The following is a 12,874-nucleotide window of genomic DNA, read 5'->3' as shown; positions in this document are numbered from 1 at the left end:
CGGATGGTCGAGATATGAACAGATCGAATGCCGATCCGGGTGGCGCGCTCCCCGGTACGGCCACGCAGGCTCGGCCGACCGCGGCCGAGGTCGTGGTCACCGACGCGCTCACCAAGAAGTACGGCGACCATACGGCCGTGGACGCGGTGTCCATGTCGGTGCGGCGCGGCGAGATCTACGGATTTCTCGGTCCCAACGGCGCCGGTAAGACGACGACGCTGCGGATGCTCGTCGGGCTGATCGCACCGACCTCCGGTACCGCGACGGTGCTGGGCCGCAGTCCCGGCGAACCGGAGTCGTTGCGGCGCATCGGCGTTCTGATCGAAGGGCCCGGCTTCTATCCGTACCTGTCCGGCCGCGACAACCTGCGGGTACTGGCCCGCTACCACCGGACCGAGCGCACCGCCGGTATCCGGCGTCGCGACCGATTCGCCGAGGTGGACGAGATCCTGGCGCGGGTGGGTCTCGCCGATCGGGCCGACGACCGCTTCCGCACCTATTCGCTCGGCATGAAGCAGCGCCTCGGCGTCGGCGCCGCGCTGCTCGGCAATCCCGACCTGCTCATCCTCGACGAGCCGACCAACGGCCTGGACCCGGCGGGCATGGCCGAAATGCGGGAACTGGTCACCGGTTTGGCCGCCGACGGGCACACCGTCGTGCTCTCCTCGCATCTGCTCGGCGAGGTGCAGGAAATCTGCGATCGGGTCGGCGTGATCTCCGGCGGGACGCTGCTCACCGAATCGACGGTGAACGAATTACGGGGCGCGGCAACGCTTCTGGTGCGCGCCGAGCCGCTGGAGACGGCCTATCCGGCGGTGCGCCGGGTGGTGGGTGAACACCGCGCGCTGCTGGCCGCCGCCGGCATCAGGGTCGATGCCGGTAGGGCACTGGCGCCCGAGGTGGCGCGCGCGGTGATCGCATCCGGCGCGGATCTGCTGGAGCTGCGCACGGACGAGAAGTCGCTGGAGGAAGTGTTTTTCGAGATGACGAAACAGGAGCACCCGTGAACGACGTATTGGCTTGCACCCGAGCCGAATTCGCGCGGCTGCGGAAGTGGCCCGCGTTCTGGATCGTGCTCGGTACCTGGATCGCGCTGAATCTCGTCTTCGCCTATCTGTTCAACTATCTGGCCTACACCTCGGGCAGCAGTTCCCGGATGTCGAACGGGCAACCGCGCGAGGTGCTGTTGCAACTGATGCTGCCCGCGGCCGTGCCGGAGGTGTTCACCCAGGGCATGGCGATGTTCGGCGGTGCGCTCATGCTGGTACTCGGGGCGCTGGTGGTGGGCAGCGGATACGGCTGGGGCAGTTGGAAAACCGTCTTTACACAGGGGCCTTCGCGCCGCGCGGTGGTCGGCGGCACCGTGCTGGCCCTGACGAGCGTGGTGGTGGGCTTGGCCGGTGCGGCGTTCGTGGTGGATACCGGTGTGGCCGCGGTGATCGGGGTCGCCGAGCACCAGACGCTGACGCTGCCGACGGCCGCGCACACCCTGTTCGGCCTCGCGACCGGCGTGGTGATCCTCGGTATGTGGACGCTGGCCGGGGCGCTGATCGCGGCGATCGCGCGCGGTCCGGCGCTGGCGGTCGGGCTGGGGCTGGTGTGGGTGCTGGTGGTGGAGAATCTGCTGCGCGGCGTTGCCTCGATCTTCTCGCCGATCCGGGCCGTCACCGACCATCTGCCGGGGACTGCGGCGGGTTCGGCCGCCGGGGCCATGCGCAGTGTGGGCGGCGCCGCGACACCGGGCGTCCTGGACATCCTGTCGCGACCGGCGTCGTTCCTCGTCCTGGCGGCATATATCGCGGTATTCGCCTGCGGCACAGTGGTATTGATGGTGCGTCGCGATATGGCGTGACCGTCCGCGCGGTGTCGTGCGGGAATCGTGCCGGACAGCGGTGAGTCGAGCGTTCTCGGCGAGTAGGTTCGATCGCGACGGCTCATACAATACTCACTCGACGAAAGGACAGCGATGCCTACACGTAGCGCGCGTACCGCATGGACCGGTGGCTTGCAGGACGGATCCGGACAGGTCGACCTGGCCAGTTCCGGTGTCGGCAAATTCGACGTCTCGTTCCCGAAGCGGACCGCCGATAACGCCGAGGGCACCACCAGCCCCGAGGAATTGATCGCGGCCGCGCATTCGTCCTGCTACGCGATGGCGCTGTCCGGTCAGATCGGCGCCGCCGGCGGCACCATCGAAAGCCTGGACGTGAATGCCGACGTGACACTCGGCCCGGATCCCGCGGGCGGCTTCCGCATCTCGAAGATCGCGCTGACCGTGCGCGGCCGGGTCTCGGGTATCGACGCGAGCGGCTTCGAGCAGGCCGCCCAGGCCGCCAAGGCCGGTTGCCCGGTCAGCAAGGCCCTCGCCGGCGTCGAGACGATCGAACTCGACGCCGCACTCGAAAACTGAGCCGGCGCTCGCCGAAGTAATCGCGGGCGTCGGGGACAGCCACCCGGTGGTCGGGCCGACCACCGGGTGCAGGGACCACTACTGGGCCGGTTTGCCCGCGACGTCGAGGACGACTTCGAATTCCAGCAGGGAGGCACCCGTGGCGACCGGCTGGCGGGCCTGTCCGGCGTGCGCCTCCTTGGCCGGTCCGTCCCGCCACGCGGCGAACGATTCCTCCGAATCCCACTGCGTCACAACGAAATACCGGTTGTCACCGGCCACCGGGCGGAGCAACTGGAAGCCCAGGAAGCCGGGCGAGTTCTCCACCGCGTGCGCGCGATGCGCGAAGCGCTTCTCGAGTTCGGGTCCGGCTCCCTCGGGAACCTCGATCGCATTGATCTTCACAACAGCCATGAGCCCAGGCTAATCCTATGGTTCGCCACGTATCGTCGGTGCCGATGTTGTACGACGAGGGCGGCACCGGGGTGCCGATTCTGCTGCTGCACGGATTGATGGGCAGCGCGCGGACCTGGGCCGGCCAGGTGCCGTGGCTGCGCGAATTCGGTCATGTCCACTCCTTCGACGCCGCCGGCCACGGTCGACCGGCGCCGCCGGAGCTCACCACGGAGGCGTTCGTCTCCGACCTGGCGGCCGCGACCGCCGCGATATCGGAGCCCATGGTGGTGATCGGGCATTCGATGGGCGGACTGCACGGATGGATGTTCGCGGCCGCGCATCCCGAGCGGGTGCGGGCGCTGGTGGTCGAGGATATGGCGCCCGATTTCCGGGGGCGCACCGCCCAGCACTGGGCGGAGATGATCGAGGCCTGGCCGCAGCCGTTTGCCGATGCCGACGCGGTACTCGACTATTTCGGCCCGGTCGCCGGGCGCTACTTCCTCAACTCGTTCACGCCCGCGCCGGACGGCTACCGGTTACACGGTTCCGTCGCGACCTTCCGCGACATCTCCGAGGAGTGGGGCACTCGCGACTTCTGGGCCGAATGGGCTGCGGTGCGCGTGCCGACACTGCTGATCGAGGGCGAATACACGATCACGCCGCCGGGTCAGATGCGGGAGATGGCGGCGGTGCGGCCGGGCGTGCGCCATGTGGTCGTCGGCGCCGCCGGACATCTCGTCCACGACGATCAACCCGCTGTCTATCGCGCCGAAGTCGAACGGTTTCTGCACGAAAACGTGGGTTGATCGGATCGCGCGCGGGCGGGAGCGGGCCGAAACAGCGGCCTTCGGGGGCTGCGGTCCGACAGCTGCGGGCAATCGCCTTCAGTCTCGGGCCGGAGCCGACGTATGCTCCTCTGAGGCCCCGACCAAAAGGTGAATCATGATTAACTTCTCGATCCCCGCCGACCTCGCCGCCGAACGTGACCGCATCCGCCGGTTCGTCATCGACAAGATCGTCCCGTTCGAGCGCGACCCCCGCCTGACCGCGCACGGGCCCAACGACGAGCTGCGGCAGGAATTGGTCGAAGTGGCGCGGGCCGAGAAGCTGCTCACCATTCAGGCGCCGGAGGCGCTCGGCGGTCGCGGGCTCACCCACGTCGAACAGGCCGTGCTGTACGAGGCGGCCGGATGGTCCACCCTGGGGCCGGTCGCGATGAACTGCGCCGCGCCCGACGAGGGCAATATGTTCCTGCTGTCCAAGGTCGCGAACCCGGAGCAGGTGGACCGCTACCTGATGCCGGTGATCGACGGCCACCAGCGATCGGTCTTCGCGATGACCGAACCCGGGGGCGCCGGATCGGATCCGGCCCAGCTCGCCACCACCGCCACCTTCGACGGCGAGAACTTCACGATCAACGGCCGCAAATGGCTGATCACCGGGGCCGACGGAGCGAAGACCTGGATCGTCATGGCCAAACTCGAGGACAACGACCACCTCCCCGCGGGCCCGACCCTGTTCCTCACCGAGGGAGATACGCCGGGAATCGTCATCGAGCGAACCATGAACACGATGGACCGCAACTACGTCGGCGGCCACGGCGTCGTGCGCTTCGAGAATCTGGTCCTGCCCAAGGAGGCGTTGCTGGGGGAGAGCGGCCAGGCCCTGCGCTACGCCCAGCTGCGACTGGCGCCCGCCCGCCTCACCCACTGCATGCGCTGGCTCGGCGCCGCCGAACGTGCCCAGAGCATCGCCGTCGAACACGCCAAGACCCGCACCGCCTTCGGCAAACCGATCGGCGAACACGAGGGCGTGTCGTTCATGCTGGCCGACAACGAGATCGCCCTGCACCAGTGCCGCCTGACCATCTGGCACGCCTGCTGGCTGATGGATCAGGGCCACAAGGCGCGGCACGAGAGCTCGATGGCGAAATCCTATGTATCCGAGGAACTGTTCAAGGTCGCCGACCGCTGTGTCCAGGTCCTCGGGGGCATCGGCATCAGCGACGAGACCGTGGTCGAGATGATCTTCCGCGACATGCGCGCCTTCCGCCTCTACGACGGCCCCACCGAAGTCCACAAATACGCGATCGGCCGCCAAGTGCTGCGCGGATAGAGGGCCTGCCCGCGCTGCCCCCGTCAAGGCGCACATCTACGAGCCGTTCACTCTGGTGGGTCTCGGCCCGCCTCGATTTTGCAGCGACGGAGCGATGGAGCGCAGCGACTGAGCGGAGGAGTGAAAAATCGAGGCCCAAGGGGCCGAGACCCCGCCGAAGCGAAGCGAAGGCCAATAACACAGCAAGTAAGGTGGGCGGGAAAGATCACCCAAACCTAGGATTGTGTCGCATGAGTTCGGAACTGCAGGTCGATGTGTCCGCCGGTGTCGCCGTACTCACGCTCAATCGTCCCGCGCAGCAGAACGCCATGACGCCCACGATGGCGGCGGAGCTCGGAACCGCGCTGCGGCGCTGCGATACCGAGGACGCTATCCGCGCGGTGGTGATCACCGGGACTCCGCCCGCGTTCTGCGCGGGCGCCGATCTGTCCGCCCGCGTCGGTGACGTGCGCGGCACGATCGATCCGCCGCCGTGGCAGATCCGCAAGCCGGTGATCGCGGCCGTGAACGGGCATGCCGTGGGCATCGGGCTGTCGCTGGCACTGCAGTGCGATCTGCGATACATGGCGACCGACGCCGTATACGGGCTGAACCAGGTGCGTCGCGGCGCGATGGCCGACGGTTACGCGCACTGGACACTGCCGCGTCTGGCGGGGATGGCCAATGCGGCCGACATCATGCTGACCGGTCGCACGTTCGACGGTGAGGAAGCGCGCCAGATGGGCGTGGCCAACAGCAGTCTGCAGGCCGGCGAGGTGTTGCCGACCGCCCTGGCCGTGGCCCACGACCTGGCGGCCGGTTCGGCGCCGCTGCCGACGGCACTGACCAAGCGGCTGCTGTGGGAGGGCCTCGGAATGAGCCCCGAGGCGGTCGGCCGGCTGGAATCCGAACTGCACGGCTTCGTCGGCAAGAGCGTGGACGCGGCCGAGGGGATGGCGGCGTTTCGCGACCGCCGCCAGCCGCAGTGGAAGGGCAGTATCAGCGCCGAATGGCCCGCGGGCGAGTTGTCGTCGCCGGGCGAACGTCCGGGGCTCGACGGCACCACCGAGGAACCGGCCTAGCGGACGGTCAGCGCCCGCCGATGAGCATCATCAGAAAGACGCACGCGTACAGCACCATCAGTACCGTGCCGACGATGCCGACCACATAGCCGACCACCACCTGCGAGCGGCCGCCGATGGTGCCGCCGGACATCTCGATCTGGTCGAGCGCCCGTTTGCCCATCACCCACGCCACCGGACCCAGTGCGCCGCAACACAATAGGCTCAGCACACCCAGGATCAGCACCGTCGTCGCATGGGGGTGTTCGACCGGGTTGCCGGTCGGCGGCTCAGGCAGCGATCCCCAGTAGTCGGGTTGATTCATGGCCACCGTGCGAGTTTACGGCGTGCCGACCCGAAAAGCTTGGTAGACGGGCATCTTGGGAGTTTCCGGCCCTGCTCAGCGACGTTGCCGGGCGATGTCGGAGAGCACGACGCCCGCCGCCACCGAGGCGTTGAGCGACTCCACCGGCCCGGCCATCGGGATGCTGATGATGGTGTCGCAGGTTTCGCGGACCAAGCGCGACAGGCCCTTACCTTCCGAGCCGACGACCACGACGGTCGGTGTGGTGCCGTCGAAGTCGTCGAGGACGGTGTCGCCGCCGGCGTCGAGGCCGACCACCTGCAGACCGGCCTTGGCCCAATCCTTCAGTGTGCGAGTCAGATTGGTCGCGCGCGCCACCGGCAGCCGGGCCGCGGCGCCGGCGCTGGTGCGCCAGGCGACCGCCGTGACACTCGCGCTGCGGCGCTGGGGAATCACCACGCCGTGGCCACCGAACGCGGCGACGGAACGGATCACCGCGCCCAGGTTGCGGGGGTCGGAGATGTTGTCCAGCGCCACCAGCAGCGGCGCGGTCCCGGACGCGCGCGCACTGTCCAGCAGATCCTCCGGATGGGCGTAGCGGTACGGCGGCACCTGCAGGGCCATGCCCTGATGTAAACCGTTGGCGCTCATCCGATCCAGATCGGTGCGCGACACCTCCAGGATGGAGATTCCGGCGTCGGCGGCGCGCTGCACGGATTCGGTCAGGCGGTCGTCGTTCTCGGTACCCAGCGCGACATACAGCGCGGTGGCCGGAACCTCCGCGCGCAGACACTCCACCACCGGGTTGCGGCCCAGCACCAACTCCGGTCCGTCGTCGCCCTTGCGGGTGCCGGGCCGGGCGCGGTTCTGGCCCTGCGTCGCCTTGGCCGCTTTCGCCGCCACCGCAGCGCGTTTCGAGGCCGGGTGGTTCTTGCGCATGGTGGCGGGCGGGGTGGCGCCGCGGCCCTCGAGCCCGCGGCGGCGCTTACCGCCGCTGCCGACGACCGCGCCCTTCTTGGTGCCGCCCTTGCGGATCGCACCTCGTCGCTGCGAATTTCCTGCCATCAGTATGCCTTTCGTGTCGGTCGCGACACCCGCACCCGATCAGCAGGCTTCGCCGGTTGAATCATTTGGCCAGCGACCAATCCGAGCCGCCGGCAGTGTCGACGACTTCGATTCCGGCCGCACCGAGCCGATCGCGCACGGCGTCGGCGGTGGCCCAATCCTTTTCGCTGCGGGCCCGCTGGCGGCGCTCGAGTTCGGCCCGCACCAGGATGTCGAGTGCGGATTCGGCCGCCGAGGTGTCCTTCGGGCCGGCCCAGTGCGGATCCAGCGGATCGACACCCAGGATTCCGAGCATCGCCCGCACCTGTCCGGCGGCCTCGCGCGCCGATTCGCCCGCGCCCGCTTCCAGCGCTCGATTGCCCTCGTGCACCACGCGATGAATTTCGGCCAGTGCCTTCGGGATCGCGAGATTGTCGTCGAGCGCCTCGGCGAAGGCATCGGTCCATTTCCCGACCGCGACCTCACCCACCCGCTCGACGGTGCGCTGTACGAATGCCTCGAGTCGCTGATAGGTCTGCGCGGCATCGCGCAGCGCCTGCTCGGAATATTCGAGCATCGACGCGTAATGCGCACTGCCCAAATAGAACCGCAATTCCACGGGCCGCACCTGGGTGAGAATATTCGGCACCGAGAGCGTGTTGCCGAGCGATTTCGACATCTTCTCGCCGCCGAGCGTCACCCAGCCGTTGTGCAGCCAATACTGTGCGAATCCGTCTCCGGCAGCACGGGATTGGGCGATTTCGTTCTCGTGGTGCGGGAAAACGAGGTCCATACCACCGCAGTGGATATCGAATTCGGGGCCGAGGTAGAACTCGGCCATCGCCGAGCATTCCAGATGCCAGCCCGGGCGCCCGGGACCCCACGGCGACGGCCAGGTCGGCTCGCCCGGTTTGGCGGCCTTCCACAGCGTGAAATCGCGCGGATCGCGTTTACCCTCGCCGGCGCTCTCGCCCTGCTGCACATCCTCGAGTTTGTGCCCGGAGAGCGCACCGTATTCCGGATAACTGCGCACATCGAAATACACGTTGCCGCTCGACGCGTAGGCGTGCCCGCGGTCGATGAGCCGCTGCATCATCTCGACCATCTGGGTGATGTGTCCGGTGGCCCGCGGTTCCACCGACGGCGGCAGTACCCCGAGCGCCTCGTAGGCGCGGTCGAAGGCGCGCTCGTGGGTCGCGGCCCATTCCCACCACGGGCGGCCCGCGGCGGCGGCCTTGGTGAGGATCTTGTCTTCGATGTCGGTGACATTTCGCACGAAGGCCACGTCGTAGCCGTTCGCGGTGAGCCAGCGGCGCAGCACGTCGAAGGCGACGCCGCTGCGGACGTGCCCGATATGAGGTTCGCCCTGCACGGTGGCGCCACACAGGTACACCGACGCACGTCCAGGGACCAGCGGGGTGAAATCCCGCAGGGTCCGCGTCGCGGTGTCGAACAGGCGCAGAGTCACGACCAGCCATCCTAAGGCTTGTTGAACAACGGTATGGGTGGGCCCCTCCTATGGTCCACGGTCCATCGAATGCGATGGCACCGCGGGTCCGGAAAGGATTCGCCGGGGCATGTTTCCGGAGCGAGTTTCGAGCCGAGCGGTGCGGCCGAAGGCGCGAGTGCGAATACGGCGGTCGGCGCCGAGTTCGCTGCGGTCGATCGACGCGAGCAGTAAATCCGCGATGGATCGCCGACTGCGGTTATGCGGTACTACATCGCCCGTCGTGCACGAGTAATGCGGTCGCCACCGCGGCGATGCCCTCACCGCGTCCGGTGAGTCCCAGACCGTCGGAAGTCGTACCCGATACCGAAACCGGTGCGTCGAGCAATTCGCCGAGTATTTTTTGCGCTTCGGCGCGTCGCGGCCCGATCTTGGGGCGATTACCGATGATCTGTACCGCCGCGTTGAGGATCCGATATCCGGATTCGCCGAGCAATCGCCGCACCTCGGTCAGCATCGCGGCGCCGGATACGCCTTCCCATTCGGGCCGTCCGGTGCCGAAGACCGCGCCGACGTCGCCCAGGCAGGCGGCCGAGAGCAGCGCGTCGCACAGAGCGTGGGCGGCCACATCGCCGTCGGAATGTCCGGAGCAGCCGTCGTCGCCCTCGAACAGCAGTCCGGCCATCCAGCAGGGCCGGCCGGGTTCGATGGGATGCACATCGCTGCCGATGCCGGTGCGCAGCGCGGTGAGATCGGTCATCCGGTCACCGCCGCTCCGGTCGTCGCGGGGAGCGCAGCGTCCGCTACCAGCGCGTTCGCGAGTTTCAGATCGAGTGGGCCGGTGATCTTGAAGGCCAGCGGATCGCCCGGGACCACCGAGACGGTCGCGCCCGAGGCCTCCACGAGGCCCGCGTCGTCGGTGGCGGGCAGGTCCAGCGCGTACGCCTCGCGCAGCAGCGCGGTATCGAAGCCCTGGGGAGTTTGAATGGCCCGCAGCCCCGAACGGTCGGGTGTACCGGTGACGTCGCCGACCGCATCGACGGTTTTGATGGTGTCGGCCACCGGTATGCCGGGAACGACGGCGCGGTGACCGGCGTCCAGCGCGTCCACGACCCGCGCGATCAGCGACGGCGGCGTCAGGGCGCGGGCCGCGTCGTGCACGAGGACATGGGTGGCTTCCGGTGCGGCGGCCAGGCCGGCACGGACCGAGTCGGTGCGTTCCACGCCGCCGGCCACCACGTCGACCGGTATCGGGCTGGCCGCGTGGGCACGGGCGGCGAGCAGTTCCCGGGCCGCATCGATCATCTCGATGGGCACCATGATCACGATGCGGTCGACGACCCCGGACGCGATCAGACCGTCTACTGCGTGTACGAGCATGGGACTGCCGCCGACCGGGACGAACGCCTTGGGTGTCGATTCACCCAGGCGAACGCCCCGGCCGGCGGCAGGAACCAATGCCACAACGCGGCGGGAGTTGAGCGTCAAGGCGATGCGGTCAGGAAGCCGCGGCGAGAACCTCGTCGAGCAGGGTCTCGGCCTTGACGTCGTCGGTGCCCTCGGCGAGCGCGAGCTCACCGACCAGGATCTGCCGGGCCTTGGCCAGCATCCGCTTCTCGCCGGCGGACAGGCCGCGGTCCTGCTCCCGACGCCACAGGTCGCGGACGACCTCGGCCACCTTGTTCACATCGCCGGAGGCGAGCTTCTCGAGGTTGGCCTTGTACCGCCGAGACCAGTTCGTCGGCTCCTCCGTGTGCGGAGCGCGTAGCACCTGGAAGACTCGGTCGAGACCTTCCTGGCCGACGACGTCGCGCACGCCGACGTACTCCGCGTTCTCTGCGGGAACCCGAACGGTGAGATCGCCTTGGGCGACCTTCAGGACCAGATACTCTTTCTGAACACCCTTGATGGTGCGAGTCTCGATTGCTTCGATCAGCGCCGCTCCGTGGTGGGGGTAAACGACGGTGTCTCCGACCTTAAAAATCATGTGTCCCGTGCCCCTTTCGATGTTCACAGTTTAACATGCGACTCGATAACGCCGCGATCAACGGCGCAGGTCAGGGGCCACAACAGGCGGACCTTGGGGCTTGACAGATCGCGATGCGTATGCATCTTGTTGCGGCAGAAGGGGATACGCGGCTCGCGGGTCGCCGCGGAACATTACACCGGACCGGTCCACACCGACCACCCCGCGAACTACTACGCTGCCTACTACTACTCTCCATCGTGGAGTGAGCCGGTCGACATGGAGGACAACCCGTGACTGCCCTGAAAGCCACCACAGCGTCGAATGTGACCAAGGTGTCGCGGCGCGCAATCGCTGTTGCCGCGCTGGCCACCGGTGCGGCGCTGGCGTTGTCCGGATGCGGTGCCGGTCAGATCTCGCAGACCGCGGGCCAGGTGCCCGCCGTCAACGGCGCCGCGGCCACCGTCGGCAATGTGGCGCTGCGTGACGTGCGCATCCTGCTGCCGCAGTCGGAGGAGTACACCAATGCCAAGGGCGGCAAGTCCGTCGTCGCGTTCAGTGCGATCAACGAGGGTTCGTCCAAGACCGACCAACTGGTCAGCATCACCACCGACCTCGGCCAGGTGAAGATCACCCCGGCCACGCCGGAGCTGGTCCCGGGGCAGACGGTCGTCGCCGCGAGCCCGGAAGCGGCCAAGGCGGCCCAGGCGGGCGAGAACTCGACGCCGACCTCCGCTCCCGCGCAGCCCACCAACTCGGCCGCGACCCCCACGCCGGAGCACAGCGCGTCGCCGCGCCAGGAGGGCGCCGGAACGCCCGATCAGCCGGCCGACCCGAACGCGCATCCGATCCTGGTCGAGGTCACCGGGCTGTCCAAGGACATCGTGCCCGGCCTCACCTACGGCGTGACCTTCAACTTCAAGAACGCCGGCACCGTGCAGGTGCAGGTGCCCGTCGACGCCGGCCCGGACACCCCGCGGCACGAGGGCGCGACGGTCGCCGAGCACGGCGGCCACTGAGCCGCGCCTGCGCGCACCCCGCCCCGGTATACCGGCCCGTGTCGGCCCCTCTCTCTAGGCTGCGCACGTGGCCAAGGTGAAATCGGTGTACCGCTGCTCGGCATGCGGGAACGAGGTTGCCAAATGGGTGGGGCGCTGCCCGGGGTGCAACGAATGGGGGACCGTCGACGAGGTGGTGACGGCCGGCGCCGCTGCGGGAACGCATGCCGCCGGGCGCCGGGCGCTGCTGCCCTCGACGGCCGCGGCGCCCATCTCGACCATCGATTCGAAGGTCACCCGCGCCCGGCCCACCGGTGTCGCGGAATTGGACCGCGTCCTCGGCGGCGGGGTGGTGCCGGGATCGGTGGTGCTGCTCTCGGGTGAACCGGGCGTCGGCAAGTCGACGCTGTTGCTCGAGGTAGCCCACCGCTGGGCCCGGCAACGCGACGAGCGCGCGCTCTACGTCACCGCCGAGGAGTCCGCCGGACAGGTCCGGCTGCGCGCCGACCGGACCGGGGCCGTGCACGAAAGGGTCTATCTCGCAGCAGAATCCGATCTCGCCACGATTCTCGGCCATGTCGATCAGGTCCGGCCGACACTGCTGGTGGTCGATTCGGTGCAGACCATGCTGGCCGCCGACGCGGACGGGGTGATCGGCGGTGTCACCCAGGTACGGGCGGTGACCGCGGCCCTGACCTCCCTGGCCAAGGCGAGCGGGATCGCGGTGCTGCTGGTCGGCCACGTCACCAAGGACGGCAATGTCGCCGGGCCGCGCACCCTCGAACACCTGGTGGACGTGGTGTTGCAGTTCGAGGGCGACAAACACTCCACCCTGCGCATGGTGCGCGGTATCAAGAACCGCTTCGGCAGTGCCGACGAGGTGGGCTGTTTCGAACTGCACGACGACGGCATCGTCGGGGTGAGCGATCCGTCCGGGCTGTTCCTGCATCACCGCGCGGATCAGGTTCCCGGGACCGCGATCACCGTCGCGATGGACGGTAAGCGGCCGCTGCTCGGCGAGGTGCAGGGGTTGACCGTATCCACCCAGGTACCCGCGCCGCGGCGGGCGGTCAGCGGTCTGGACTACAACCGTGTGTCGATGGTGCTCGCGGTGCTGCAGAGCCGCTGCGGTGTGTATCTGGGCAAGCACGACGTGTATGCCGCCACGGTCGGCG

The 12,874-nt window shown here is 68.4% G+C and carries 15 protein-coding genes; 8 read left to right on the top strand and 7 right to left on the bottom strand.

The features are described 5' to 3' along the window. Positions 1-14: 14 nt before the first annotated feature. The 3 genes from RJ03_RS02200 to RJ03_RS02190 all read left to right on the top strand — a co-directional run bounded on the left by RJ03_RS02200 (position 15) and on the right by RJ03_RS02190 (position 2,410). Positions 15-1,007, top strand: coding sequence for an ABC transporter ATP-binding protein (locus RJ03_RS02200; protein ID WP_083870553.1), 993 nt, complete (start codon positions 15-17; stop codon positions 1,005-1,007). Continuing rightward, positions 1,004-1,852 carry an ABC transporter permease subunit gene (locus RJ03_RS02195; RefSeq protein WP_036497510.1) on the top strand — a complete coding sequence of 283 codons (849 nt, stop codon included), beginning with the start codon at positions 1,004-1,006 and terminating at the stop codon, positions 1,850-1,852. The genes RJ03_RS02200 and RJ03_RS02195 overlap by 4 nt, the downstream gene beginning before the upstream one ends. Positions 1,853-1,966: 114 nt before the next feature. Next, the gene (locus RJ03_RS02190) at positions 1,967-2,410 is read left to right on the top strand and encodes an OsmC family peroxiredoxin (RefSeq protein WP_036497508.1); all 444 of its coding nucleotides are present in this window, start codon (positions 1,967-1,969) and stop codon (positions 2,408-2,410) included. A 78-nt stretch (positions 2,411-2,488) separates the two neighbouring features. On the opposite strand, the gene mhuD is transcribed toward RJ03_RS02190, so the two are convergent. After that, entirely contained in the window at positions 2,489-2,803 is a 315-nt protein-coding gene (gene mhuD / locus RJ03_RS02185; protein ID WP_036497507.1) for a mycobilin-forming heme oxygenase MhuD, read from the bottom strand. Between the two features lie 44 nt (positions 2,804-2,847). On the opposite strand from mhuD, the gene RJ03_RS02180 reads away from it, so the two are divergent. The 3 genes from RJ03_RS02180 to RJ03_RS02170 all read left to right on the top strand — a co-directional run bounded on the left by RJ03_RS02180 (position 2,848) and on the right by RJ03_RS02170 (position 5,961). Next, on the top strand, positions 2,848-3,591 hold the full coding sequence (locus tag RJ03_RS02180) for an alpha/beta fold hydrolase (protein ID WP_036497514.1): 744 nt from the start codon (positions 2,848-2,850) through the stop codon (positions 3,589-3,591). A gap of 136 nt (positions 3,592-3,727) precedes the next feature. Continuing rightward, a complete protein-coding gene (locus RJ03_RS02175) occupies positions 3,728-4,900 on the top strand; it encodes an acyl-CoA dehydrogenase family protein (RefSeq protein WP_036497505.1) in 1,173 nt (390 codons plus the stop codon). A 230-nt stretch (positions 4,901-5,130) separates the two neighbouring features. Next, entirely contained in the window at positions 5,131-5,961 is an 831-nt protein-coding gene (locus tag RJ03_RS02170; RefSeq protein ID WP_036497503.1) for an enoyl-CoA hydratase/isomerase family protein, read from the top strand. 7 nt (positions 5,962-5,968) lie between these two features. Here the strand turns inward: RJ03_RS02170 and RJ03_RS02165 are convergent, their stop codons facing one another. From RJ03_RS02165 to carD, 6 genes are all read right to left on the bottom strand, one after another. After that, a complete protein-coding gene (locus RJ03_RS02165) occupies positions 5,969-6,265 on the bottom strand; it encodes a hypothetical protein (protein ID WP_036497501.1) in 297 nt (98 codons plus the stop codon). 75 nt (positions 6,266-6,340) lie between these two features. Beyond that, a complete protein-coding gene (gene rlmB, locus RJ03_RS02160; RefSeq protein ID WP_036497499.1) occupies positions 6,341-7,309 on the bottom strand; it encodes a 23S rRNA (guanosine(2251)-2'-O)-methyltransferase RlmB in 969 nt (322 codons plus the stop codon). A gap of 61 nt (positions 7,310-7,370) precedes the next feature. Continuing rightward, positions 7,371-8,756, bottom strand: coding sequence for a cysteine--tRNA ligase (gene cysS, locus RJ03_RS02155; protein ID WP_036497498.1), 1,386 nt, complete (start codon positions 8,754-8,756; stop codon positions 7,371-7,373). A 238-nt stretch (positions 8,757-8,994) separates the two neighbouring features. After that, positions 8,995-9,477: a 2-C-methyl-D-erythritol 2,4-cyclodiphosphate synthase gene (ispF, locus tag RJ03_RS02150; protein WP_036497513.1), complete on the bottom strand. Its 483-nt coding sequence runs from the start codon at positions 9,475-9,477 to the stop codon at positions 8,995-8,997. A gap of 14 nt (positions 9,478-9,491) precedes the next feature. After that, entirely contained in the window at positions 9,492-10,223 is a 732-nt protein-coding gene (gene ispD / locus RJ03_RS02145; protein WP_036497496.1) for a 2-C-methyl-D-erythritol 4-phosphate cytidylyltransferase, read from the bottom strand. A 10-nt stretch (positions 10,224-10,233) separates the two neighbouring features. Beyond that, positions 10,234-10,722: an RNA polymerase-binding transcription factor CarD gene (carD, locus tag RJ03_RS02140; RefSeq protein ID WP_019931623.1), complete on the bottom strand. Its 489-nt coding sequence runs from the start codon at positions 10,720-10,722 to the stop codon at positions 10,234-10,236. A gap of 272 nt (positions 10,723-10,994) precedes the next feature. Here carD and RJ03_RS02135 point away from each other — a divergent pair, with 272 nt between their 5' ends. Then, the gene (locus RJ03_RS02135) at positions 10,995-11,720 is read left to right on the top strand and encodes a copper chaperone PCu(A)C domain-containing protein (RefSeq protein ID WP_051024158.1); all 726 of its coding nucleotides are present in this window, start codon (positions 10,995-10,997) and stop codon (positions 11,718-11,720) included. Between the two features lie 67 nt (positions 11,721-11,787). Then, positions 11,788-12,874 (top strand): DNA repair protein RadA (radA, locus tag RJ03_RS02130; protein WP_036497494.1); only part of this gene is annotated, 1,087 nt, incomplete at its 3' end.

The sequence above is a fragment of the Nocardia aobensis NBRC 100429 genome (assembly GCF_000308375.1).
GTDB lineage: Bacteria > Actinomycetota > Actinomycetes > Mycobacteriales > Mycobacteriaceae > Nocardia > Nocardia aobensis.
This window is presented reverse-complemented; position numbering and strand designations above follow the sequence as displayed.